This window comes from Kitasatospora sp. NPDC057936 (assembly GCF_042887525.1).
In the GTDB taxonomy this organism is placed as follows: Bacteria; Actinomycetota; Actinomycetes; order Streptomycetales; family Streptomycetaceae; genus Kitasatospora.
On record NZ_JBHVPD010000133.1, the window covers coordinates 1 to 23,748 of the forward strand.

Annotated in this window: 18 protein-coding genes; 13 read left to right on the forward strand and 5 right to left on the reverse strand. The window is 71.9% G+C overall.

The window, feature by feature from the left end:
• Nucleotides 1-79 precede the first annotated feature (79 nt).
• Both lon and ACFVU9_RS41525 read right to left on the reverse strand, forming a co-directional pair.
• Nucleotides 80-2,491 carry an endopeptidase La gene (lon, locus tag ACFVU9_RS41520; protein ID WP_380438577.1) on the reverse strand — a complete coding sequence of 804 codons (2,412 nt, stop codon included), beginning with the start codon at nucleotides 2,489-2,491 and terminating at the stop codon, nucleotides 80-82.
• A gap of 145 nt (nucleotides 2,492-2,636) precedes the next feature.
• Complete coding sequence (locus ACFVU9_RS41525) at nucleotides 2,637-3,446, reverse strand: rhomboid-like protein (RefSeq protein WP_380509707.1); 810 nt, start codon at nucleotides 3,444-3,446, stop codon at nucleotides 2,637-2,639.
• Between the two features lie 569 nt (nucleotides 3,447-4,015).
• On the opposite strand from ACFVU9_RS41525, the gene ACFVU9_RS41530 reads away from it, so the two are divergent.
• From ACFVU9_RS41530 to ACFVU9_RS41560, 7 genes are all read left to right on the forward strand, one after another.
• The gene (locus tag ACFVU9_RS41530) at nucleotides 4,016-4,753 is read left to right on the forward strand and encodes a response regulator transcription factor (RefSeq protein ID WP_326846781.1); all 738 of its coding nucleotides are present in this window, start codon (nucleotides 4,016-4,018) and stop codon (nucleotides 4,751-4,753) included.
• Nucleotides 4,754-4,829: 76 nt separating this feature from the next.
• On the forward strand, nucleotides 4,830-5,960 hold the full coding sequence (locus ACFVU9_RS41535) for a sensor histidine kinase (RefSeq protein WP_380438574.1): 1,131 nt from the start codon (nucleotides 4,830-4,832) through the stop codon (nucleotides 5,958-5,960).
• 359 nt (nucleotides 5,961-6,319) lie between these two features.
• Nucleotides 6,320-10,063: a multifunctional oxoglutarate decarboxylase/oxoglutarate dehydrogenase thiamine pyrophosphate-binding subunit/dihydrolipoyllysine-residue succinyltransferase subunit gene (locus ACFVU9_RS41540; protein ID WP_380496531.1), complete on the forward strand. Its 3,744-nt coding sequence runs from the start codon at nucleotides 6,320-6,322 to the stop codon at nucleotides 10,061-10,063.
• A 254-nt stretch (nucleotides 10,064-10,317) separates the two neighbouring features.
• The gene (locus ACFVU9_RS41545) at nucleotides 10,318-12,330 is read left to right on the forward strand and encodes a serine/threonine-protein kinase (protein ID WP_380505140.1); all 2,013 of its coding nucleotides are present in this window, start codon (nucleotides 10,318-10,320) and stop codon (nucleotides 12,328-12,330) included.
• Nucleotides 12,331-12,362: 32 nt separating this feature from the next.
• Complete coding sequence (locus ACFVU9_RS41550) at nucleotides 12,363-12,542, forward strand: DUF6104 family protein (RefSeq protein WP_063347844.1); 180 nt, start codon at nucleotides 12,363-12,365, stop codon at nucleotides 12,540-12,542.
• 191 nt (nucleotides 12,543-12,733) lie between these two features.
• A complete protein-coding gene (locus ACFVU9_RS41555; protein ID WP_380438568.1) occupies nucleotides 12,734-13,657 on the forward strand; it encodes a DUF4097 domain-containing protein in 924 nt (307 codons plus the stop codon).
• A 1-nt stretch (nucleotide 13,658) separates the two neighbouring features.
• Complete coding sequence (locus ACFVU9_RS41560; protein WP_387602631.1) at nucleotides 13,659-14,696, forward strand: helix-turn-helix transcriptional regulator; 1,038 nt, start codon at nucleotides 13,659-13,661, stop codon at nucleotides 14,694-14,696.
• 150 nt (nucleotides 14,697-14,846) lie between these two features.
• Here the strand turns inward: ACFVU9_RS41560 and ACFVU9_RS41565 are convergent, their stop codons facing one another.
• Nucleotides 14,847-15,809 carry a zinc-binding dehydrogenase gene (locus tag ACFVU9_RS41565; RefSeq protein WP_380438564.1) on the reverse strand — a complete coding sequence of 321 codons (963 nt, stop codon included), beginning with the start codon at nucleotides 15,807-15,809 and terminating at the stop codon, nucleotides 14,847-14,849.
• Between the two features lie 124 nt (nucleotides 15,810-15,933).
• Complete coding sequence (locus ACFVU9_RS41570; RefSeq protein WP_359966099.1) at nucleotides 15,934-17,130, reverse strand: NADP-dependent malic enzyme; 1,197 nt, start codon at nucleotides 17,128-17,130, stop codon at nucleotides 15,934-15,936.
• Nucleotides 17,131-17,714: 584 nt separating this feature from the next.
• Between ACFVU9_RS41570 and ACFVU9_RS41575 the strand changes: the two genes are divergently transcribed.
• The 5 genes from ACFVU9_RS41575 (at nucleotide 17,715) to ACFVU9_RS41595 (ending at nucleotide 22,571) form a co-directional block, all read left to right on the forward strand.
• Nucleotides 17,715-18,641: an ABC transporter substrate-binding protein gene (locus ACFVU9_RS41575; RefSeq protein WP_380438562.1), complete on the forward strand. Its 927-nt coding sequence runs from the start codon at nucleotides 17,715-17,717 to the stop codon at nucleotides 18,639-18,641.
• A gap of 472 nt (nucleotides 18,642-19,113) precedes the next feature.
• A complete protein-coding gene (locus ACFVU9_RS41580; protein WP_380438560.1) occupies nucleotides 19,114-20,046 on the forward strand; it encodes an ABC transporter substrate-binding protein in 933 nt (310 codons plus the stop codon).
• 119 nt (nucleotides 20,047-20,165) lie between these two features.
• On the forward strand, nucleotides 20,166-21,056 hold the full coding sequence (locus ACFVU9_RS41585) for an amino acid ABC transporter permease (RefSeq protein ID WP_380438558.1): 891 nt from the start codon (nucleotides 20,166-20,168) through the stop codon (nucleotides 21,054-21,056).
• A gap of 38 nt (nucleotides 21,057-21,094) precedes the next feature.
• Entirely contained in the window at nucleotides 21,095-21,847 is a 753-nt protein-coding gene (locus tag ACFVU9_RS41590) for an amino acid ABC transporter ATP-binding protein (RefSeq protein WP_380438607.1), read from the forward strand.
• Between the two features lie 124 nt (nucleotides 21,848-21,971).
• Nucleotides 21,972-22,571 (forward strand): CGNR zinc finger domain-containing protein, encoded by a 600-nt coding sequence (locus ACFVU9_RS41595; RefSeq protein ID WP_359966114.1) that lies wholly within the window; start codon nucleotides 21,972-21,974, stop codon nucleotides 22,569-22,571.
• Nucleotides 22,572-22,596: 25 nt separating this feature from the next.
• Here ACFVU9_RS41595 and sodX read toward each other — a convergent pair whose 3' ends face one another.
• Nucleotides 22,597-23,034 (reverse strand): nickel-type superoxide dismutase maturation protease, encoded by a 438-nt coding sequence (gene sodX / locus ACFVU9_RS41600; protein WP_380438557.1) that lies wholly within the window; start codon nucleotides 23,032-23,034, stop codon nucleotides 22,597-22,599.
• A gap of 185 nt (nucleotides 23,035-23,219) precedes the next feature.
• Here sodX and sodN point away from each other — a divergent pair, with 185 nt between their 5' ends.
• Nucleotides 23,220-23,615, forward strand: a complete 396-nt coding sequence (gene sodN, locus ACFVU9_RS41605; protein ID WP_238865337.1) for a superoxide dismutase, Ni — start codon at nucleotides 23,220-23,222, stop codon at nucleotides 23,613-23,615.
• The last annotated feature ends 133 nt before the right edge of the window (nucleotides 23,616-23,748 follow it).

A 23,748-nucleotide genomic window follows, 5' to 3' on the forward strand; every position in this document is an offset into this window, starting at 1 on the left:
ACACACCCACCGACCCCCCGGGGGGGCGGCGGCGGGGGGGGCGGCGGCGGCCCCCCCCCCCCCGGGCCCTGATCCCGCGTCAGGCGGCGGCGACGAGCACCTCGGCCGGCTCCAGGGCCAGCTTGAGCACCTCGCGGACGTCCGCCACCGGGTGCACGGTGAGCCGCTCCAGCACCTCGGCCGGGACGTCGTCCAGATCGGCCTCGTTGCGCTTGGGGATGATCACCGTGGTGATCCCGGCCCGGTCGGCGGCGAGCAGCTTCTGCTTCACCCCGCCGATCGGCAGCACCCGTCCGGTCAGCGACACCTCGCCCGTCATCGCCACGTCCGTGCGCACCTTGCGGCCGGAGAGCAGCGAGGCGAGCGCGGTGGTCATGGTGATGCCGGCGCTCGGTCCGTCTTTGGGGACGGCCCCGGCCGGGACGTGCAGGTGCACGCCGCGGTCACGCAGCGAGGTGACCGGCAGCTCCAGCTCGGCGCCGCGCGAGCGCAGGAAGGAGAGCGCGATGTGCGCGGACTCCTTCATGACGTCGCCCAGCTGCCCGGTCAGGGTCAGCCCGGTGCCGCCCGTCTCGGCGTCGGCGAGCGAGGCCTCGATGTAGAGGACGTCGCCGCCGGCGCCGGTGACCGCGAGGCCGGTCGCCACGCCGGGGACGGCGGTGCGCCGCTCGGCCGGCTCCTGGGCGGCCTCCGGCACGTGGTGCGGGCGGCCGATCAGGGCGCGCAGGTCGTCCGCGCCGATCACGGCGGGCAGCTCGCGCTCGCCGAGCTCGGCCTGCGCGGCGATCTTGCGCAGCACCCGGGCGATCGAGCGCTCCAGGTTCCGCACGCCGGCCTCCCGGGTGTACTCCCCGGCGAGCCTGCGCAGCGCCGCCTCCTCGACGCCGACCTGTCCGCTGCCGAGCCCGGCCCGCTCCAGCTGGCGCGGGAGCAGGTGGTCGCGGGCGATGACGACCTTCTCGTCCTCGGTGTAGCCGTCGAGCCGGACGAGCTCCATCCGGTCGAGCAGCGGCTCGGGGATGGCCTCCAGCACGTTGGCGGTGGCGAGGAAGACGACGTCGGAGAGGTCGAGCTCGACCTCCAGGTAGTGGTCCCGGAAGGTGTGGTTCTGCGCCGGGTCCAGCACCTCCAGCAGGGCGGCGGCCGGGTCCCCCCGGTAGTCGGAGCCGACCTTGTCGATCTCGTCGAGCAGGACGACCGGGTTCATCGAGCCGGCCTCCTTGATCGCCCGCACCAGGCGGCCGGGCAGCGCGCCGACGTAGGTGCGCCGGTGGCCGCGGATCTCGGCCTCGTCCCGGACGCCGCCGAGCGCGACCCGGACGAACGTGCGGCCCATCGCGCGGGCCACCGACTCCCCGAGCGAGGTCTTGCCGACGCCGGGCGGCCCGACCAGGGCCAGCACCGCGCCTCCCCGGCGGCCGCCGACCAGCCCGAGCCCCTGCTCGGAACGGCGCTTGCGCACCGCGAGGTACTCGACGATGCGGTCCTTCACGTCGCCGAGGCCGGCGTGGTCGGCGTCCAGCACCGCGCGGGCGCCGGTGATGTCGTACGCGTCCTCGGTGCGCTCGTTCCACGGCAGCTCCAGGACGGTGTCCAGCCAGGTGCGGATCCACGAGCCCTCGGGCGACTGGTCGGACGCGCGCTCCAGCTTGTCGACCTCCTTCAGCGCGGCCTCGCGGACGCCCGCGGGCAGGTCGGCCGCCTCGACGCGGGCACGGTAGTCGCCCTCCTCGTCGGCCGGGTCGCCGTTGAGCTCGGCCAGCTCCTTGCGGACGGCCTCCAGCTGGCGGCGGAGCAGGAACTCCTTCTGCTGCTTGGCCACGCCCTCCTCGACGTCCTTGCGGATCGTGTCGTTGACCTCCTCCTCGGCGAGGTGGTCGCGCAGCAGCGCCAGCGCGTACTCCAGGCGGGCGACCTGGTCGGCCTCCAGCAGCACCTTGAGCTTCTGCTCGGCGGTGGCGAAGGGCGCGTAGCCGATGTTGTCGGCGAGCTCGCCGACGCCCTCGATCCGGTCCACCCGGTCGACGATCTGCCAGGCGCCGCGCCTGCGCAGCCACTGGGTGGACAGCGCCTTGTACTCCTTGACCAGCTCGGCGGCCCGGCCGGCCACCGGCATGCCGACCGAGGACTCCCGGAACGGCGTGGTCTCGACCCAGAGGGCGGCGCCGGGGCCGGTGGTGCCGGCCCCGATCCGGACCCGCCGCACGGCGCGCACCAGCGCCGCCGGCTGCCCGATCGCGTGGGGGCCGTCGGCCAGCCGGCCGACCTGCTCGACGGCGGCCAGCGTGCCGACCGCCGCGTACGAGCCGTCCACCCGGGGGACCAGCAGGACCTGCGGCTTGTCGGCGCCGCCGGCCGCCGCGCGGGCGGCCTCCACCGCGGCGCGCACCTCGGTGTCCTTCAGGTCCAGCGGGACGACCATGCCCGGCAGGACGACCTCGTCGTCGAGCGGCAGCACGGGCAGGGTGAGCGGTGCGGACGTCGATGCCATGATCTCTCCCCAGTCAGTGAACTTGAGTCGACCTGACTAAGGCTTCGGGGGCGCCGGATGTTCCCCGAGCTTTGTTCGCCGTGAGCGAACGGAAAAGGGGTCCAGGCGGAGGCGGCGGGAAGGTCGTCAAAAACCCCCGAACGAGTTAACGGACGTCCAAGACCGGGGCGCCGCCGGCGGCCGCGGCCGGCCCGGGACCGGCCTCCGGAAGCTCCGCGCGCAGCGGGCGCGGCCCGCGCCGGGGGCCGTGGCGCAGCCAGCGCCACAGCGCCACGCCGGTCAGCACCGCCACCGGGTGGCCCACCGCGGTGACCAGGTCGTTCTCGGTGACGATCTGCTCGGCGATCAGCGCCGCCGCGCCGCCCAGCGCCAGCAGCCGCCCGCGCCAGGAGAGCAGCCCGGCGAGCGCGCCGAGACTGACCAGCACGCCGTAGCTGACCCCGATGTCCAGGTAGTCCATCGCCGCGGACTCCAGGTGCCCGGTCTCCACGGCGGTGATCACCACCGCCTGGGACAGCAGCGTGGCCGTCACGTGCCCGATCGCGAAGACCGCCGCCGCCCGCCGGGAACCGACCCGGCGCTCCAGCGGCGCGACGGTGAAGGCGAATCCCCAGAGGTACGGCATCCACACCGAGCCGGCCACCCAGAAACCACTGAGCAGCAGCGCCCGCAAAGGGTGGTGCAAAAGATTGTGGCCGTCCGAACTGGAGGCCTCCTGCAGCCGCAGGACGAGATCCGGATCCGCGAGTTCGGCAAAGGTCGTGGTGGCGCCCACCACGGCGAGATATCCGAGGGCGAAAGGGTTGCGCCGGGGCGTCGGCACCCGGGCCAGCAGCCACTCGGCCACCCCGGTGCGCAGCCCGAGCCGGAGCATCCCGTACGGCGGTCCGGCCCACGGCGGGCACGGCCCCGGGCGCGGTCCCGCCGGTCCGCCACCGCGCCGCAGTCCAGCCATGCCGCCTCCGCTCCACGCCCGCAGCAACCGGTCCCCGGCTCCCGCCCGGGGGAACCAACGTACCGGCGCGCGCCCGCAATCCCTCCCGCGGGGCGTTGTCGTGATCACGTTACGTCGAGGTTCTGAGAACCAGCTGAGAAAAGCCCGTGAAGACCGGGGAACCGGCCGACCGGCCGGATTCCGGCATTGGTCCAGACCTACTTCCGTTTGACCCGTCAGTAACGGCCCTGACCGGCGACTTGGCGTCAACTCGACTGCATACGTACCGTTACGCAGTGAAAAAACGCCGGGTAAGGTATCGGCCCGTGCCCACTCGTGAGTGGGTCCGAGAGCGGGCCGGAACCGGCCCAACGGGCCGGAAACGTCCGGTCCACCTGCCGGGAGGCAGCCGCTGTCCGTACGCTGCGAAGTGCGCGGGAGAAGCGGGTGGCCGACCTCCGCCCTCCGATCCGCGCACGCGACGGGACGGCGGACCCGGCACACAGTCCACGACGGAACAAGACTACGAAGCGGAGCCCCGCCATCCCCACAGGTGGCCGGCCCGCAGCCCTGGGGGCGGTGGCGTGACCGTGACAGAAATTCAGCAGGACAACAGCAACAGCGGCGGCACGGTGAGCAGCCAGCGCAGAGTGCTGGTGGTGGAGGACGAGCCCACGATCGCGGAGTCGATCGCGGCCCGGCTGGGCGCGGAGGGCTTCAAGGTCGCCGTGGCCCACGACGGCCCCGGCGCGGTCGACGGCTTCCACACCTGGCAGCCGGACCTGGTCGTCCTCGACATCATGCTGCCCGGATTCGACGGCCTCGAAGTGTGCCGCCGGATCCAGGCCCAGCGACCGGTGCCGGTGCTGATGCTGACCGCGCGCGACGACGAGACGGACCTGCTGGTCGGCCTCGGCGTCGGTGCCGACGACTACATGACCAAGCCCTTCTCCATGCGCGAACTGGCCGCCCGGGTCAACGTGCTGCTGCGCCGCGTCGAGCGCGCCCAGCAGGCCGCCCGCACGCCCGCGCTCGGCTCGCTGCGCTTCGGCGAGCTGGAGATCGACCACGTGCAGCGCCGGGTGCGGCTCGCCTCGGGCGACGTCCACCTGACGCCGACCGAGTTCGACCTGCTCGCGTGCCTGGCCGCCCAGCCGCGCGCCGTGCTCACCCGCGAGCAGCTGCTGGCCGAGGTGTGGGACTGGACCGACGCGTCCGGCACCCGCACCGTCGACAGCCACGTCAAGGCGCTGCGCCGGAAGATCGGCGCCAGCTGGATCCGCACCGTCCACGGTGTCGGCTACGCGCTGGAGGCCCCGCTCTCCTAGCGGCGCCTCGGGCATCGGGCCTCCGGGGGGCCCGTGTCCCGAACCGCCGTACCCATGCGGGGGACCACAGGGACCAATGACCTTTCCACAGCAACGCAACGGCGACGCCGCCGGCACCCGGTCGCAGACCCTCGCCGCCCGCGCCGCCCGCCGGGTCTGGGCCGACATCCGGCCGCTCGACCCCGTCCGGTCGATCAAGGGCAAGCTCGCGCTGCTCGTGATCGTCTCCGTCTTCCTCGCCAGCGGCATGGTCGTCGTGGCGATGAAGTCCGAGACGCAGATCCGCATCATCATGATCTTCTCGATGATCGCGTCGCTGCTCTTCATGCAGTTCCTCGCGCACGGGCTCACCGCCCCGCTGCGCGAGATGACCGCGGCCGCCCGCGCGATGGCCTCCGGCGACTACAGCCGCCGGGTCGAGGTGAGCTCGCGCGACGAGATCGGCGAGCTGGCCGCCACCTTCAACCAGATGGCCGCCGACCTGGAGGCCGCCGACCGCCACCGGCGCGAACTGGTCGCCAACGTCTCGCACGAGCTGCGCACGCCCATCGCCGCGCTGCGCGCCGTGCTGGAGAACGTGGTGGACGGCGTGGTGCAGCCCAACCCGGCGACCCTCGGAGCCGCCCTGGAGCAGACCGAGCGGCTCGGCCGCCTGGTCACCCACCTGCTCGACCTCTCCAAGATCGACGACGGCGTGGTCGACCTCGACGCCCGCCCCTTCGAGGTGCGCGAGTTCCTCGACGGCGTGCTGCGCGGCGTCACCGTGGACGGCGCGACGGCGGGCGGGGCCTTCTCCCGGCGCGGGGACGTCCGGCTCGCGCTGGAGGTCAGCCCGGCCGGCCTGACCGGCGTCGCGGACCCGGAACGCCTCCACCAGGTGGTCGCCAACCTGGTCGACAACGCCTGCAAGCACTCCCCGCCCGGCGGCACCGTGACGGTGCGCGCACGGCCCGACGGCGAGCCCGGCGGCCTGCTGCTGGAGGTCGAGGACGAAGGGCCCGGCATCCCGCCGGCCGACCGCAACCGGGTGTTCGAGCGGTTCAGCCGCAGCGGCACGGCCACCGCCCAGGGGCCGGGCTCCGACGGCGGCACCGGCCTCGGCCTGGCCATCGCCCGCTGGGCGGTGGACCTGCACGGCGGGCGGATCGCGGTCGCGGAGTCCCCGCGCGGCTGCCGGATCGAGGTCCGGCTGCCCGGCCCGCGCTGACCCGCGGCGGCCGGCCCGCATGATCGTCTCGTGCGATCCCCCAAGGGAGGTCCCGAAAGGGCTCCCGAGGGTGCGCAGTGGGGTTTGTGTCACAGATCCGACACAGACGTACACGAAGATCGTTCGAAGATTCGACCTGGCTTTTGTCCGTTTTCATCCCGATTTGCGGGGCGATCGGGCCTGGTCGGTTCCCCTCAGATGCGCGTTTCTAACGCACATTTTCGGCCAATCTGCAGGTCAGGACTGTGATCTGGACGACGCCTGCCCCCCGGGGACTGCGCGATCACTGGTCAGGGGCGTAGCCTTAATCCCCGCTGTCCAAACATCCCAAAAGGAAGCGGAAGAGGGCGGTTGCCGCCGTGTCGCCACAGTCCCAAGAAACCCCCAACAGCTCGGCTAGCTCCACTGGCTTCGGTCCCAATGAGTGGCTCGTCGATGAGATCTACCAGCAGTACCTCCAGGACCCGAACTCGGTCGACCGAGCCTGGTGGGACTTTTTCGCCGACTACAAGCCCGGTTCCGAGGTGACCCCAGTGACCCAGGCCGCGACCCAGGCCGGCCCCACGCCGACCCCTGCCGCTGCCCCCGCGCCCGCTGCTGCTCCGGCCGCCGCGCCCGCCCCCGCCGCGCCGGCCGCCCCGGCCCCGGTGGCGGCTCCCGCGCCGCTCGCCGCCGCGCCCGCCGCACCGCCGGCCCCCAAGGCCGCGGCCCCGGCCGCCCCCGCCGCTCCCGAGGCCACCGGCCCGGAGCTGGTCCAGCTGCGCGGCCCGGCGAAGGCCGTCGCCACCAACATGGACGCCTCGCTGGAGGTGCCGACCGCGACCTCGGTCCGCGCCGTCCCGGCGAAGCTGTTGATCGACAACCGCATCGTCATCAACAACCACCTGCAGCGCGCCCGCGGCGGCAAGGTCTCCTTCACCCACCTGATCGGCTACGCCCTGGTCCAGGCCATCAAGGCCCACCCGGGGATGAACCACAGCTACAAGGTGGAGGGCGGCAAGGCCTTCCTGGTCAAGCCCGAGCACATCAACCTGGGCCTGGCCATCGACCTGGTCAAGCCCAACGGCGACCGCCAGCTCGTCGTCGCGGCCATCAAGAAGGCCGAGACGCTCGACTTCTTCGGCTTCTGGCAGGCCTACGAGGACATCGTCCGCCGGGCCCGCGCCAACAAGCTGACCATGGACGACTTCACCGGCGTCACGGTCTCGCTGACCAACCCCGGCGGCATCGGCACCGTGCACTCCGTGCCGCGCCTGATGCAGAACCAGGGCACCATCGTCGGCGTCGGCGCCATGGAGTACCCGGCCGAGTTCCAGGGCTCCGCCCCGGAGACCCTGTCCCGCCTGGGCGTCTCCAAGATCATGACGCTGACCTCGACCTACGACCACCGCGTCATCCAGGGCGCGGCGTCCGGCGAGTTCCTGCGCGAGATCCACCGCCTGCTGCTCGGCGAGAACGGCTTCTACGACGAGATCTTCGAGTCGCTGCGGATCCCGTACGAGCCGGTCCGCTGGGCCACCGACGTCGCCACCACCCACGACGACGAGGTCAACAAGACCGCCCGCGTCATGGAGCTCATCCACGCGTACCGCGTGCGCGGCCACCTGATGGCCGACACCGACCCGCTGGAGTACAAGCAGCGCAAGCACCCCGACCTGGACGTCGTCCAGCACGGCCTCACCCTGTGGGACCTGGAGCGCGAGTTCGCGGTCGGCGGCTTCGGCGGCCAGAAGATGATGAAGCTCCGCGACATCCTCGGCCTGCTGCGCAACTCGTACTGCCGCACCGTCGGCATCGAGTACATGCACATCCAGGACCCGAAGCAGCGCAAGTGGATCCAGGAACGCCTGGAGAAGCCGTACTCCAAGCCCGAGCGCGACGAGCAGCTGCGCATCCTGCGCCGCCTGAACTCCGCCGAGGCCTTCGAGACCTTCCTGCAGACCAAGTACGTCGGGCAGAAGCGCTTCTCGCTGGAGGGCGGCGAGTCGCTCATCCCGCTGCTGGACGCCACGATCGACGCCGCCGCCGAGCACCGCCTCGACGAGGCCGTCATCGGCATGGCCCACCGCGGCCGCCTGAACGTGCTGGCCAACATCGTCGGCAAGCCGTACGCCCGGATCTTCGGCGAGTTCGAGGGCAACCTGGACCCGAAGTCGATGCACGGCTCCGGCGACGTCAAGTACCACCTGGGCGCCGAGGGCACCTTCACCGGCCTGGACGGCGAGACCATCAAGGTCTCGCTCGCCGCGAACCCCTCCCACCTGGAGACGGTCGACCCGGTCGTCGAGGGCATCGTCCGCGCCAAGCAGGACGTCCTGGACCAGGGCGGCACCACCTTCCCGGTGCTGCCGATCCAGATCCACGGCGACGCGGCCTTCGCCGGCCAGGGCGTCGTCGCGGAGACGCTGAACATGTCGCAGCTGCGCGGCTACCGCACCGGCGGCACGATCCACCTCGTGGTGAACAACCAGGTCGGCTTCACCGCCGCCCCGGCGTCCTCGCGCTCCTCGATGTACTGCACCGACGTGGCCCGCATGATCGAGGCCCCGATCTTCCACGTGAACGGCGACGACCCGGAGGCCGTGGTCCGCGTCGCGCGGCTCGCCTTCGAGTTCCGCCAGGAGTTCCACAAGGACGTGGTGATCGACCTCATCTGCTACCGCCGCCGCGGTCACAACGAGGCCGACAACCCGTCGTTCACCCAGCCGCTGATGTACGACCTGATCGACAAGAAGCGCTCGGTGCGCAAGCTGTACACCGAGGGCCTGATCGGTCGCGGCGACATCACCATGGAAGAGGCGGAGCAGGCGCTCCAGGACTTCCAGGGCCAGCTGGAGAAGGTCTTCGCCGAGGTCCGCGACGCGGCCCAGACGCCGGCCGTCGGCGCCACCGGCAAGCCGGTCGCCGACTTCCCGGTCAGCATCCAGACCGGCATCTCCCAGGAGATGGTCAAGCGGATCGCCGCCTCGCAGGTCAACCTGCCGGAGTGGCTGACCGTCCACCCGCGCCTGTTCCCGCAGCTGCAGCGCCGCGCCGCCTCGGTCGAGGACAACACCATCGACTGGGCGATGGGCGAGACCCTCGCCATCGGCTCGCTGCTCATGGAGGGCCACCCGGTCCGCCTGGCCGGCCAGGACAGCCGCCGCGGCACCTTCGGCCAGCGGCACGCCGTCCTGATCGACCGCAAGACCGGCGAGGACTACACCCCGCTGCAGTACCTCACCGAGGACCAGGCCCGCTACACCGTCTACGACAGCCTGCTGTCGGAGTACGCGGCCATGGGCTTCGAGTACGGCTACTCGCTGACCCGCCCGAACGCGCTGGTCATGTGGGAGGCGCAGTTCGGCGACTTCGTCAACGGCGCGCAGACCATGGTGGACGAGTACATCGCCTCCGCCGAGCAGAAGTGGGGCCAGCACTCGGGCGTCACCCTGCTCCTGCCGCACGGCTACGAGGGCCAGGGCCCGGACCACTCGTCCGCCCGCCCGGAGCGCTTCCTGCAGCTGTGCGCGCAGAACAACATGACGGTCGCCATGCCGACGCTGCCGTCGAACTACTTCCACCTGCTGCGCTGGCAGGCGCACAACCCGCACCACAAGCCGCTCGTCGTCTTCACCCCGAAGTCGATGCTGCGCCTGAAGGCCGCGGCGAGTGCGACCGAGGAGTTCCTGTCCGGCTCGTTCCGCCCCGTCATCGGCGACTCCACCGTCGACCCGGCGCAGGTCCGCAAGGTGGTCATCACCGCCGGCAAGTTCTACTACGACCTGGAGGCGGCGCGCACCGAGCGCGGCGTCACCGACACGGCGATCGTCCGGGTCGAGCGGCTCTACCCGCTGCCGGTGGCCGAGCTCCAGGAGGAGCTGGCCCGCTACGGCGACAACGTCCAGTTCATCTGGGCGCAGGAGGAGCCGGCCAACCAGGGTTCCTGGCCGTTCATCGCGATGAACCTGGTCGACCACCTGCAGGTCGTCATCGGCCGCAGCGCCAACGGCTCGCGCCTGCGCCGCGTCGCCCGCCCGGCGGCGTCGTCGCCGGCGGTCGGCTCGGCCAAGCGCCACGCCGCCGAGCAGCAGGCCCTGATCGAAGAGGTCTACTCGATCTGAGGCCCTGAGCCAGGCTGACGCAACCGGCCCCCGTCCTCCCCTCGCGGGAGGGCGGGGGCCGTTTCGTTTGCGGCAGAACCGTTTCCCCACGATGCCATGTCAAGGTCGCAGCTCTGCAACCAATCGGATACCGGCGTGCCGGGCCCGCTGACGGATCGATAGGTTATGCCTCGCCAGATCGCTGCCCGGGAGCCCCGTCACCGCGGCCCGGGCCGGTCGGACGACCTCACCGCTCTCCCAGGGGGATGACCCAGATGACCGCCGACACGCCGAGGGACGCCAGCAAGCTCCCGCCGGTCTTCCAGCCGCTGCAGCCCGACGACCCCCGGGAGGTCGGCGGCTACCGGCTCTTCGCCCGGCTGGGCGCCGGCGGCATGGGCCGGGTCTACCTCTCGTACACGCCGGGCGGGCGCCCGGTCGCCCTCAAGGTGGTCCGCCCCGAGTTCGCCGAGGACGGCGAGTTCCGCCGCCGCTTCGCCCAGGAGGTCAGCAACGCCCAGCGGATCCACGGGCTCTACACCGCGCAGGTGATCGACTCCGGCGGCCTGGACTCGGACGCCCCCTGGCTGGTCACCGCGTACGTGCCCGGCCCGTCCCTCCAGCAGGTCGTACGCGAGAACGGCGCGCTGCCGGTGCGCACCGTCCTGCTGCTGATGGGCGGCATCGCCGAGGCGCTGCAGGCCATCCACAGCGTCGAGGTGGTGCACCGCGACCTCAAGCCCGCCAACGTGCTGGTCGCCGGGGACGGCCCGCGGGTGATCGACTTCGGCATCGCCCGGGCCGCCGACGCCACCGCGCTGACCGGCACCGGCTACCGGATCGGCTCCCCCGCCTTCATGTCACCCGAGCAGGCCCAGGGCCGCCCGGTCACCCCGGCCACCGACGTGTTCGCGCTCGGCGCGCTGGCCGCGTACGTGGCCGGCGGCGCGGCGCCGTTCGGCGACGGCCCGGACACCGCCGTCCTCTACCGGGTCGTGCACGAGGAGCCCGACCTGGACGCCGTCCCGGCCGACCTGCGCGAGCTGGTCCTGCGCTGCCTGGCGAAGCTCCCGGAGGACCGGCCGACGCCCGCCGAGATCATCCAGGTCGCCCGCAACCACCCGGAGGTCGGCGGGCAGCTGCGGTTCGGCGAGGACTGGCTGCCGCGCCAGGTCAACACCGAGATCACCCGTCGCTCGGACCTGCCCAAGACGCCGCCCACGCCGGTGCCGGCCGTCCCCGCCACCCCGCCGACCCCGATGCCGGCCGTGCCCGCCACTCCCCCGCCGCCGGCCGTCCTCCCGTCGCCCACCGGGCCGACCCACCCGGCCACGGCCGTCACCCACCAGCCGCCCGCGGGCCCCCCGCCCGGCTTCGTGCCGCCGCCGGTCGGCGCGTACGGCGCCCCGCAGCCGCCCACCGAGGCGCCGACCGCCCCGGTGCTCACCTCGCCGCCCACCGTGCAGCTGCGCAGCGAGCCGCCGACCTACGACACCCCGCCGCCCGGCCCGGTGGTCACCGACGTCCCCGAGCCCGCCAAGCCCGAGCCGAAGGCCAAGAAGGGCGGGGTGTCCTGGAAGGCCCTGCTCGTCGTCGCCCTGGTGATGGCGATCGGCGGCACCGCAGGCGGCGTCTTCCTGATGAAGAAGCTGAACGACGGCAAGTCGACCGGCAACCCGCCGGCCGCCGCCCAGTCCCAGAGCCAGTCGGCCGCGCCGCTGCCGACGTCGGGCGCCGTCACCGCCCCGGCCACCGGCGCGAGCCCGTCCTCCGGCAACACCCCGGTGACGGCGCCGACGGGCAAGCCCTCCACGCCCGGCGCCACCGTCTCGGCGCCCGCCCGGCCCAGCGGCTACACCCCGGCACTCGACAAGGTCTCGCTCGCCATCCCCGGCGCCGAGTACACCAGCGACGCCTACCGGATCGACCTGAACGCCGGCAAGGTCGTCCCGCACGACACCAACCTGAAGTGGGGCTTCGGGCTCGGCAAGGCGAACTGCTGCGGCGGCCGGGCGGACGCCTTCTCCGCCTACGGGGACAACGCCTCCGACTTCGCCGTGATCAGCGAGGCCAGCGTCACGCCGGAGCAGTGCGCGAGCGCGATCGACTCCCGCCCGGACACCGACCTCAGCTTCAACCACGTCCCGGCCGGCCGGCTGCTGTGCATCCGCGACCGGGTGACCCAGAACATCGCCGTCGCCGTCGTGGAGGTCGCCGACGCGAGCACCGGGGCCGCCAAGGTGACCATCAGCTCCTGGCGGGCCAACGGCCAGGCCGGTCTATCCTGACCAGGTCAACCCCCATCCGACCGGAGCGAACCGTGTACTTCACCGACCGAGGCATCGAGGAGCTGCAGAACCGGCGCGGCGACGAGGAGGTCACCTTCGAGTGGCTGGCCGAGCGCCTGCGCGAGTTCGTCGACCTCAACCCCGACTTCGAGATCCCGGTCGAGCGGCTGGCCACCTGGCTGGCGCGGCTCGACGACGAGGACGACGAGTGACGCGGTGAACCGCCCGTGAGAGGCCCGGAGGCTACTGCCCTCCGGGCCTCTCGCGTTGTCCCGTAGGGGTGGCCTCAGGGCCGCGTCCGGGCCGGGATCAGGGGCCGAACCGCTTGCTTTTCCCGCCACGCGATATATCGTCTTCAGCAGGGAACGCGATACATCGCGAGTCGCAACGGGAGGCGGCAGAGATGAGCCAGTGGACGGTCGAGGGACCCGACAGCATCACCATCGACGAGGCCGTGCGCACGGTCAGCGTGCGGGTCGTCGACGGCACCGTGAACGTGGTGGCGGCCGACGGCCCGGCCCGCCTGGAGGTCACCGAGCTGCGCGGCGAACCGCTGCACGTGACGCTGGTCGACGGCGTCCTCACGGTCACCTACAAGGACATCAGCAGCTGGGGCGAGGTCGGCGACTGGCTCAAGTCCGCCACCTCGATCAAGAGCTTCTTCGGCTCGCTCAAGAACAAGCGCGTCGCCGGCGTCACCCTGACCGTCCCGGCCGGCACCGAGGTCAAGGTGGGCACCGTCTCGGCCGGCGCCACCGTCTCCGGCTTCGCCGGCCACGTGTCGGTGCAGAGCGCCAACGGCGACGCCACGCTGGTCGGGCTCAGCGGCCGCACCGACGCCAACACCGTCTCGGGCGACGTGGACGCCCAGTCGGTGGGCGGCCAGCTCAAGGTGAACACCGTGTCCGGCCAGCTCACGGTGGTCGCCGGCACGGCCGAGCGGATCCAGGCCAACTCGGTCACCGGCGCCGTCACCCTGGACCTCGACGTGCTCACCCCGGCCGACATCAAGGTCACCACGGTCAGCGGCCAGGTCGCCGTCCGGCTCCCCTCGCTCGCCGACGCCCGGGTCGACGCCGGCTCCACCAGCGGCGACGTCTCCAGCACCTTCGACCAGCTCAAGCTGGGCGGCAGCTGGGGCGCCAAGCGCCTGTCCGGCCAGCTCGGCGACGGCCAGGGCAGCCTCGCGGTGACGACCGTCTCCGGCGCCGTCACGGTGCTGCGCCGCCCGGACGCGGAGGACGAGGAGCCGGTGGTGGTCCGCGAGCTGCCGGCCGGCCCGAGCCTCGACAAGCCCGCCGGACCCGACCTCACCAAGGAGGCGTGAGATGAGCCCCGTCTTCGGCCACGGCCGGCTGCGGCTCTACCTGCTGAAGCTGCTGGACGAGTCCCCGCGGCACGGCTACGAGGTGATCCGCCTCCTGGAGGAGCGCTTCCAGGGCCTCTACGCGCCCTCCGCCGGGACGGTCTACCCGCGGCTCGCCAAGCTGGAGCAGGAGGGCCTGGTCGCCCACAGCACCGAGGGCGGCCGCAAGGTGTACCGGCTCACCGAGGCCGGCCGCACCGAACTGGCGGGCCGCCAGGCCGAGTTGGACGAGCTTGAGGTGGAGATCCACGACTCCGTGACGCAGCTCGCCGGGGCGATCCGCGAGGACGTCCGGGACAGCGCCAAGAACCTGCGCGAGGAGCTGTGGAACGCCGCGAAGGCGGCCCCCAGGCCGGACCGCGCCGAGGACGGGGACCCGTGGGCCGGGCCCTGGGGGGACAAGGAGTCCTGGCAGCGCGCCAAGGACGAGTTCACCCAGTTCAAGCGCCAGGCCAAGGAGCAGGCCAAGCGCGCCAAGGAGCAGGAGAAGGCCGCCAAGGCCAAGGTGAAGGCCGCCGAGGAGGAGGCCCGCCGGCTGCGCGAGCAGTCCAGGGCCGCCCGCACCGCGGCCCAGCAGGAGGCCCTGCGGATCAAGCGCCGGGTCGAGCAGCAGGTGCGCGAGCACGCCGCGAAGGGCGACTGGCCTACCGGGCTGGCCGAGGGCCTCTCGGAGCTGACCAAGGGGCTGGCCGGGCTGGCCGACGCGGCCCGCTGGGGCCACCCGGGGGCGGAGGCGCCCGCCGCCCCGGCCGACGAGGTCACGGTGACCAGGATCGACCTGGACAAGGACGAGCCGGCCGCCGCCCCGGCCGACCTGCCGCCGTGGGCAGCGACCGACCCGGCCGGCGACCCGGCCCGGGAGCTGGAGCGGCTGCTCGACCGCTTCCGCGACCAGGTCCGCGACGCGGCCCGGGACGGCGGGGTGACGCCCGAGGGGCTCGCCGAGGCGCGCTCGGTGCTCGGCGCGGCCGGCGAGCGGCTCAAGCGGCTGCTCGGCTGAGGCGGGCCGCACGGCAGGCCGGTCGTACGGCAGGACAGCAGGACCGGACGGGCCCGGCGCTTCTCGGGGGAGAGCGCCGGGCCCGTCCGCACGTCCGGGGACGGACCGACGGGCCGACGGCTCCGGCGGGTCCTACGGGTCCTACGGGTCCTACGGGTTGAGGACGATCTTGCCGAAGACGTCGCCCTTGGCGAGCCGGGCGAAGCCCTCCCGGGCCTCGGCCAGCGGCAGCACCGAGTCGATCACCGGCCGGACGCCGGAGGTCGCGCAGAGCGAGAGCAGCCCGGCCAGCTCCTCCTTGGTGCCCATGGTCGAGCCGACCACCTTGAGCTCCAGGAAGAAGATCCGGTTGAGCTCGGCGGCCTTCGGGCTGGGGCCGGAGGTGGCACCGGAGATGACGATGGTGCCGCCCGGGCGCAGCGACTTCACCGAGTGCGACCAGGTGGCGGCGCCGACCGTCTCCATCACCGCGTCCACCCGCTCCGGGAGCCGGGCGCCGCTCTCGAACGCCGCGTCGGCGCCGAGCCCGACGGCCCGCGCGCGCTTGGCCTCGTCCCGTCCGGTGACCCAGACCCGCAGGCCGGCCGCCTTGCCGAGGACGATCAGCGCGGTCGCCACCCCGCCGCCCGCGCCCTGCACGAGGACGGTGTCGCCGGGCTTCACCCCGGCGTTCGTGAACAGCATCCGGTAGGCCGTCAGCCAGGCCGTGGGCAGGCAGGCGGCCTCCTCGAAGGTGAGCTCGGCGGGCTTGGGCAGCAGGTTCCAGGTCGGGATGGCCACCCGCTGGGCGAAGGTGCCCTGGTAGCGCTCGGTGAGGATGGACCGGGGCTCGTCCGGCCCCACCCCGTGGCCGGACTGGCCGATCACCGAGTGGAGCACGACCTCGTTGCCGTGCTCGTCGATGCCGGCCGCGTCACAGCCGAGGATCATCGGCAGCCGCTCGGCGGGCAGGCCGACGCCGCGCAGCGACCAGAGGTCGTGGTGGTTGAGGCTGGCGGCTTTCACGGTGACCACGCTCCACCCGGGGCGGGCCCCGGGCTCGGGGAGTTCGCCCAACTCCAGTCCGGACAGCGGGTCGTCGGCGTCGATGCGGGCGGCGTAGGCAGCAAACATGCTCGGGACGATAGCGGCGACGGCCGGGGCCGGGAACCACGCGTGGGTGTGACGCGTGTCCCGGCCCCGGCCGTCTGGTCCCTCGGTCGTCCTGCCGCGCCGGTCACCGGACCGGCCGCCCGGCTCAGATCCGGGCGACGCCCTCGGCGCGCGCGGCCTCGGCGACGGCCTTGGAGACCGCCGGGGCGACCCGGTCGTCGAACGGCGAGGGGATGACCTTCTGCGGGGTCAGCTCGTCGGCGACGACGCCCGCCAGCGCCTTGGCGGCGGCCAGCTTCATGCCCTCGGTGATCCGGCTCGCCCGGACCTGCAGGGCGCCCGCGAAGATGCCGGGGAAGGCCAGCACGTTGTTGATCTGGTTCGGGAAGTCGCTGCGCCCGGTGGCGACGACGGCCGCGTACTTGTGCGCGACCTCGGGGTGGATCTCCGGGTTCGGGTTGGCCATCGCGAAGACGAACGCGCCCTCGGCCATCGTCGCGACGACCTCCTCCGGCACGGTGCCGCCGGAGACGCCGATGAACACGTCGGCGCCGGACAGCGCGTCGGCCAGCGAGCCCTTGAGGCCGGAGCGGTTCGTCAGCGCCGCGATCTCGGCCTTGACGTCCGTCAGGTCGCCGCGGCCCTCGTGAACCACGCCCTTGCGGTCGCAGACCGCGACGTCGCCGATGCCGGCCGCGAGCAGCATCTTGGCGATGGCGATGCCGGCCGCGCCGGCGCCGGAGATGACGGCCCGCAGCGAGCCGACCTCCCGGCCGGTCACCTTGGCGGCGTTCCACAGGGCGGCGGTGGTGACGATCGCGGTGCCGTGCTGGTCGTCGTGGAAGACCGGGATGTCCACGGCCTCCTGCAGCCGGCGCTCGATCTCGAAGCAGCGCGGGGCGGAGATGTCCTCCAGGTTGACGCCGCCGAAGGAGGGCGCCAGCCGGACCACGGTCTCGACGATCTCGTCCACGTCGGTGCAGGCGAGCGCGATCGGCACCGCGTCGACGCCGCCGAACTGCTTGAACAGGATCGCCTTGCCCTCCATCACGGGCAGCGAGGCCTGCGGGCCGATGTCGCCGAGGCCGAGCACCGCGGTGCCGTCGGTGACCACGGCGACCGTGTTGGACTTCCAGGTGTAGTCGTTCACCAGCTCCGGCTGCTCGGCGATGGCCGTGCAGACCCGTGCGACACCCGGGGTGTAGGCGAGGGACAGGTCGTCCGCGTCGCGCACCGGGACGGTCGCCCGGATCTCCATCTTGCCGCCGCGGTGCAGTGCGAAAACGGCGTCGACCGGATCGTCGGTGTCCTGGGTGCTGCTGTGGATGATCTCCGCTGCCACGATGACCTCTTCGTCATTGTTCCGGCGAGGACGCGCGGCCGACGGACGGAGCGACCCCGTCCGGAAACCGGAAACCGGGTACGCCGAAGCGGACCCGGGGGCGGGGTCGGGGCGCTGCGTCGGGCGGCGCCCTCGGATGAGGGTTTTATGGGGTCTTTTAAAAGTCCGCGTCGTACTACCGGGCGAGCGTAAGTCGGACGAAGGCGTCGCACCTGTGCCTTTTCGTCCTCGTCACGAGCAGTTCATCGCCGCGCTGTCGCGTCACGGGCCCGGCTTCGGAAGCGCCGGGCTCCGGCGGCGGCAACGGCGATGACGCACGTACACCCGCAGGAGTGAACGCAGACACGGAGGGGAGCAGGTGTTCCGGATACGGAGCCGCGTGAGGACTTCCGTTCCTGAGCACCCCGAGCCTGTCGGGACTCGGCGGTCTGGTTCGCGTTCGGGGGTCACCCGGTACCGAATTCTGACACACCCGCCCACCGGCCCGGCAGGGCGGGATGACAGGATCGCTTGTCCGCCATCCGCCGTACACCACCACGGCACCCTGGCGACCGCACAGACCTCCCACAGGAGCAACCACCCTCATGCACCACCGCACCCGTTCCCGACGGTCCGCCGTCGCCGGCGCCGCCCTGGCCGCCACCGGAGCCCTGCTGTTGACCGGCTGCAACGACGGCGGACAGGCCGCCGCGAAGGACCCGGTCCAGGAGATCCGCGCCAAGCTCCCGAAGGCCCAGCGCTCCGCGGGCGCGCTGCGCATCGGGATGGACGTGAACTACGCGCCGGTCGAGTTCCGCGGCCCCGACGGCAAGCCGGCCGGCCTGGACCCGGAGATCGCCACCGCGCTGGGCAAGATCCTCGACGTGCGGGTCGAGCTGGTCGACACCCCGTTCGACAAGCTGATACCGAGCCTCCAGTCCAAGCAGTACGACGTCGCGATGTCCGCGCTGAGCGACATCCAGAAGCGCCGCGAGGGCCTGGACGACAGCGGCAAGCAGGTCGGCCCCGGCGTCGACTTCGTGGACTACTTCATCGCCGGCACCTCGATCGTCGTCCCCAAGGGCAACCCCAAGGGCATCAAGACCCTGGACGACCTGTGCGGCCGCACGGTGGCGCTCCAGCAGGGCACCACGCAGGACGAGATCATCACCCGTCAGGTGGCCGTCTGCGCACGCACCGGCCGCCAGCTGACCCCCCACAAGTTCGACAGCGACACCAAGGCGCTGGCCGAGGTCGTCTCCGGCGCCGCGGCGGCCGGCGTCAACGACTTCCCGGTGGCCGCGTACGCGGCGAAGAGCACCGACGGCGGCAGCCGCTTCGAGGTGACGGGCGCGCAATCCACGTCCAACCCGTACGGGATCGCGTTCCGCAAGGGCGACACCGAGCTGCGCGACACCCTGGCGAAGGCCGTCGACCAGCTCATCCGCAGCGGCGAGTACGACAAGATCCTCGCCAAGTGGGGCGTCCAGGCGGGCGCGGCCCAGAACGCGGTGGTCAACGGCGGCATCTGACGGCGGCGTCCGGCAACGGCGTCCGGCATCGGCATCCGGCAGCGGCATTCGAAAAAACAGGGGGCGGCGGGCCTCCCGGCGCAGCGCAGAGGGATCTGCATACTTATACGCAGGGTGACAGGGACAAGGGAATCGTCCGAATAGCGGACAGCACGGCCCCTCGTTATCCGATTTTGATCTGAATGAGGGCCTTCCGACCGTCATCAGATGGCAGGATTCCCCCCATCTCGGATCGAGCCGACCACTGGTCGAGGCGGTTCGGTCAACGTCCACCTCGGCGGAGGGTGGCGGAAGCAGTATCCAAGCACCACCCTGGACACCCCCGGTCCAGGCGCACGAACCGGCCCTGCCCGTACGACGACGTACAGCGCCGTGTGTGTACCCGTACAGCGCCGTACGGCCTTGCTGCCCCGGTGCGCCGCTTCCCGCGGCGCGCTCCGCCCGACCTCTCCCTCAGGAGGAGATCCCCCTCATGACCGCCCGTACCCAGCGCACCCGTCTCCTCGCGGCCGGCGCCGTCGCCGCGTCCCTGACCCTCGGCCTCACCGCCTGCGGCAGCAGCGGTTCCTCCAGCGGCTCCTCGGCCGGCGCGAACGCGAGCGCCACGGTCCCGGCCGTGTCCGCCGACCCGTCGCTGGCCGCCCTCGTCCCGGCCGACGTCAAGTCCGCGGGCAAGATCGTCGTCGCCACGGACGCGTCCTACGCGCCCAACGAGTTCAAGGACGACAAGGGCAACATCGTCGGCATGGACGTCGACCTGGCCACCGCGATCGCCAAGAAGCTGGGCCTGAGCGCCGACGTGCAGAACGCCACGTTCGACTCGATCATCCCGGGCATCACGGGCAAGAAGTACACCCTCAGCATGAGCTCCTTCACCGACACGAAGGAGCGCGAGGCCACGGTCGACATGGTCACGTACTTCAACGCCGGTACGGGCGCCGCGGTCAAGAAGGGCAACCCGGACAAGGTCGACCCCAAGGACCTGTGCGGCAAGAAGGTCGCCGTCCAGACCGGCACCACCCAGGCCGACTCGATCAAGGACACGATCAACCCCGCCTGCGTCAAGGCCGGCAAGCCGACCGTCCCCAACGACGGCGACAAGTTCGACCTGCAGACGGACGTCACCCAGGCGCTGGTCTCCGGCCGCGACCAGGTCATGCTGGCCGACTCCCCGGTCGTCGACTACGCGATCAAGCAGACCAACGGGCAGCTGGAGAAGGTCGGCGACGTCACCGACACCGCCCCGTACGGCGTCGTGCTCGCCAAGGGCTCGGACCTGACCAAGGCGGTCCAGGGCGCCGTCCAGTCCCTGATGGCGGACGGCACGTACAAGAGCATCCTGGAGAAGTGGGGCGTCCAGGCGGGCGCGATCGACAAGCCCGTCGTCAACGGTGCCACCAGCTGAACCGCTCCTCTGAACACAACCCCTGAGGCCACACAGTGAACCCTTCCGACCAGGGGTCGGTGCCCCCGGGACGGCCTGAGACCATCAAGGCCGTCCCGGTCCGCCACCCCGGACGCTGGGTGGGAGCAGCCGTCGTCGCCGTCCTCGCGGCGATGCTGATCCACGCCCTCATCACCAACAGCCAGTTCCAGTGGGACGTCGTCGGGAAGTACCTCTTCGACTCCTCGATCACGCACGGCCTCGGCGTCACGCTCGAACTGACCTTCCTGTCGATGGCGATCGGCATCGCCGGCGGCATCACGCTGGCGATCATGCGCCTGTCGCCGAACCCGGTGCTCTCCAGCACGGCGTGGTTCTACATCTGGGTCTTCCGCGGCACCCCGGTGCTGGTCCAGCTGCTGTTCTGGAACTTCCTGGGCTCGCTCTGGGCCAACATCTCCATCGGCATCCCGTTCGGCCCGGCCTTCTGGTCCGAGCCGACCAACCAGGCGATCCCGCTGTTCGTCGCGGCGCTGCTGGGCCTCGGCCTCAACGAGGCCGCGTACATGGCCGAGATCGTCCGCGGCGGCATCCAGTCCGTGCCGCTCGGCCAGACCGAGGCCGCGCACGCGCTGGGCATGAGCCAGTTCAAGACCATGCGGCGGATCATCCTGCCGCAGGCGATGCGCGTGATCATCCCGCCGACCGGCAACGAGACCATCTCGATGCTGAAGACCACCTCGCTGGTCTCGGCGATCTCGCTGGAGGAGCTGCTCCGGGCCGGCCAGAACATCTACTCGCGCACCTTCCAGACCATTCCGCTGCTGCTCGTCGTCAGCATCTGGTACCTGCTGATGACCTCGATCCTCACCGTGGGCCAGTACTACGTCGAGCGGCACTACGCCCGCGGCGCCAACCGTGCGCTCCCGCCGACCCCGCTGCAGCGGCTGCGGCGGCTGTTCGCCGGCAAGCCCGTTCCGCGGGCCGAGAACGACGTGGTCCCGGGCATCGAGGGAGGCGGTCACGTATGACCGATCTGACCAAGCCCACCGACTCCCGGCCCGTGCCGATGGTCGAGGCGCAGGGCGTGCGCAAGTCCTACGGCCTCGTGGAGGTGCTCAAGGGCATCGACCTGGAGGTCCGCAAGGGCGAGGTGTTCGTCCTCGTCGGCCCCTCCGGGTCCGGCAAGTCGACCTTCCTGCGGTGCATCAACCACCTGGAGAAGATCAACGGCGGCTTCCTCTCGGTCGACGGCGAACTGGTCGGCTACCGGATGAAGGGCGACCGGCTCCACGAGCTGAAGGAGAGCGAGGTCGCGCAGAAGCGCCGGGACATCGGCATGGTGTTCCAGCACTTCAACCTGTTCCCGCACATGACCGCGCTCGAGAACGTCATGGAGGCGCCGGTCCAGGTCAAGGGCGAGTCCAAGGCCGAGGCGCGCGAGCGCGGCATGGCCCTGCTGGAGCGGGTCGGCCTGTCCGACAAGGCGAAGAGCTACCCGTCGCAGCTGTCCGGCGGCCAGCAGCAGCGCGTCGCGATCGCCCGCGCGCTGGCCATGAAGCCCAAGCTGATGCTCTTCGACGAGCCCACCTCGGCGCTCGACCCGGAGCTCGTCGGCGAGGTGCTGGACGTCATGCGCGGCCTCGCCGAGGAGGGGATGACGATGATCGTCGTCACCCACGAGATGGGCTTCGCCCGCGAGGTCGGCGACGCGCTGGTGTTCATGGACGGCGGCGTGGTCGTCGAGTCCGGCAACCCCCGCGACGTCCTCACCAACCCGCAGCACGAGCGCACCCGGTCCTTCCTCTCGAAGGTCCTCTGAGCGTGCGCTGAGCGAGCAACCCTTGGCGCCCGGCAGGCCGATCCTGCCGGGCGCCGCCGTTTTCCCGATCCGGGTAATAGGCTGGACGCAATCAGCCCGTTACCGAACCACTGGAAGGACCGCCGTGGAGCTCGCCTCCTACGCCGATCTCGCCGTTCGGCTGGTGAACACCGAGGAACCCGAGCGCGGCACCGACACGCTGACCTCGGTGGACGCCGTGCGCGCCCTGTTCTCCGAGTCCTCTCGCGCCGCCGCCCTGGCCGACGAGTCCGACCTGCCCCGCCTGCGGGCGGTGCGGACCAGGCTGCGCGGGGTCTTCGAGGCCGCCGCCGAGGGCGACGAGGTACGTGGCGTCGACCTGCTGAACAGCCTGCTCATGGAGTACCCCGTCAGCCCGCTGGTCTCCGGCCACGACTACCTCGACGACGCCGGCCGGCCGCGCTGGCACCTGCACCTCGCCGACAACTCGCCCACCGCCACCGCGCACTTCAGCGCCGTCGCGTGCATGGGCCTGGCCGTCCACCTCACCGAGCTCGGCGCCGACCGGCTCGGGATCTGCCAGGCCGCGCCGTGCCGCAACGCCTACCTCGACACCTCCACCAACCGCTCCCGGCGCTACTGCTCGGACCGCTGCGCCACGCGCGCCAACGTCGCGGCCTACCGGGCCCGCAAGCGCCAGGAGGCCCAGGACGCGGCGCTCGGGCCGCAGCAGTTGCAGGCCTAGACGCGCATCCGCCAGTGCCGTGACACTAGAGCTCGGCGTCCACCCAGACGCCGAGGCGGCGGGCCAGCCCCGGGACCCGGACCAGCCCGGGGGTCAGCAGCAGTCGCTCCAGCCGGCGACCGGGCGCCAGCCAGGCCGGGCGCGGGCGCAGCCGCAGCAGCACCCGGCCGAGCACGAGCTCGTCCGGAACGGCGCCGTAGCTGCGGCTGTCGCTGTCGACCGGCCGGTTGTCGGAGAGCAGCCACCAGCCCTTCGCCCGGCGCTCGGCCGCCCGCTTGACCACCAGCAGGTCCTGCTGGAACGGGTGCCGGAAGAGCACGACCGCGCCCGGGCGGATCCGCGCGCCGTACCGGACCAGCAGCTGGTCGCCCTCGCGCAGGGTCGGGACCATCGACGGTCCCGCCACGTCGACCAGCCCGAACGGCACCGTGCCCGCCCGTGCGCCGTCCCCCGGTTGCGTCATCCGCGCCACCACTCCTCCTCCCGGCCGCCGCGTCCCAGTGTGCCGTACGGACCGTCACCTGTCCGATGTCCGGATTACCCCGGTTCCGGATCGGCCTTTTGCCCTAGGCCCACCGCCCGATCGCGAAACCGGGAGGCCGGAAGGGTAGTCTCGGGCGCGGGAAGACGATCTAAGGAAGGACTCCCATGTTCTCTCGTCTGTTTGCACCGCGCGCCACCGCCCACGCCCACTGCGACCTGCCCTGCGGTGTGTACGACCCGGCGCAGGCCCGGATCGAGGCCGAGTCGGTCAAGGCCACCCAGGAGAAGTACCAGGCCAACGAGGACCCGCACTTCCGCGCCCGCGCCATCATCATCAAGGAGCAGCGCGCCGAGGCCGTCAAGCACCACATCTCGGTGCTGTGGAGCGACTACTTCAAGGCCCCGCACTTCGAGAAGTACCCGCAGCTGCACCAGCTGATCAACGACACCCTGAAGGCCGCCTCGGCCACCAAGGCGTCCACGGACCCGGCCACCGGCCAGGCCCTGCTGGACCTGATCGCCGAGGTCGACAAGATCTTCTGGGAGACCAAGCAGGCCTGAGCCTGACGCGTCGCCACGTCGAAAGCCCCCGCCCGGACGGCGGATTCTTGGGGTCCTCGCAACACCTGATGGCTTACGTGGTCGTCAGTAGATCACGCAGGCGCTCGGCTGGGGTTCTCCAGCCGAGCGTTTT

Coding starts and splice junctions, on each gene's coding strand:
- ACFVU9_RS41525 (WP_380509707.1), bottom strand. CDS start 3,446: ATGGCTGGACTGCGGCGCGGTGGCGGACCGGCGGGACCGCGCCCGGGG.
- ACFVU9_RS41560 (WP_387602631.1), top strand. CDS start 13,659: ATGAGCCCCGTCTTCGGCCACGGCCGGCTGCGGCTCTACCTGCTGAAG.
- ACFVU9_RS41555 (WP_380438568.1), top strand. CDS start 12,734: ATGAGCCAGTGGACGGTCGAGGGACCCGACAGCATCACCATCGACGAG.
- ACFVU9_RS41565 (WP_380438564.1), bottom strand. CDS start 15,809: ATGTTTGCTGCCTACGCCGCCCGCATCGACGCCGACGACCCGCTGTCC.
- ACFVU9_RS41575 (WP_380438562.1), top strand. CDS start 17,715: ATGCACCACCGCACCCGTTCCCGACGGTCCGCCGTCGCCGGCGCCGCC.
- ACFVU9_RS41545 (WP_380505140.1), top strand. CDS start 10,318: ATGACCGCCGACACGCCGAGGGACGCCAGCAAGCTCCCGCCGGTCTTC.
- sodN (WP_238865337.1), top strand. CDS start 23,220: ATGTTCTCTCGTCTGTTTGCACCGCGCGCCACCGCCCACGCCCACTGC.
- ACFVU9_RS41590 (WP_380438607.1), top strand. CDS start 21,095: ATGGTCGAGGCGCAGGGCGTGCGCAAGTCCTACGGCCTCGTGGAGGTG.
- ACFVU9_RS41535 (WP_380438574.1), top strand. CDS start 4,830: ATGACCTTTCCACAGCAACGCAACGGCGACGCCGCCGGCACCCGGTCG.
- lon (WP_380438577.1), bottom strand. CDS start 2,491: ATGGCATCGACGTCCGCACCGCTCACCCTGCCCGTGCTGCCGCTCGAC.
- ACFVU9_RS41580 (WP_380438560.1), top strand. CDS start 19,114: ATGACCGCCCGTACCCAGCGCACCCGTCTCCTCGCGGCCGGCGCCGTC.
- sodX (WP_380438557.1), bottom strand. CDS start 23,034: ATGACGCAACCGGGGGACGGCGCACGGGCGGGCACGGTGCCGTTCGGG.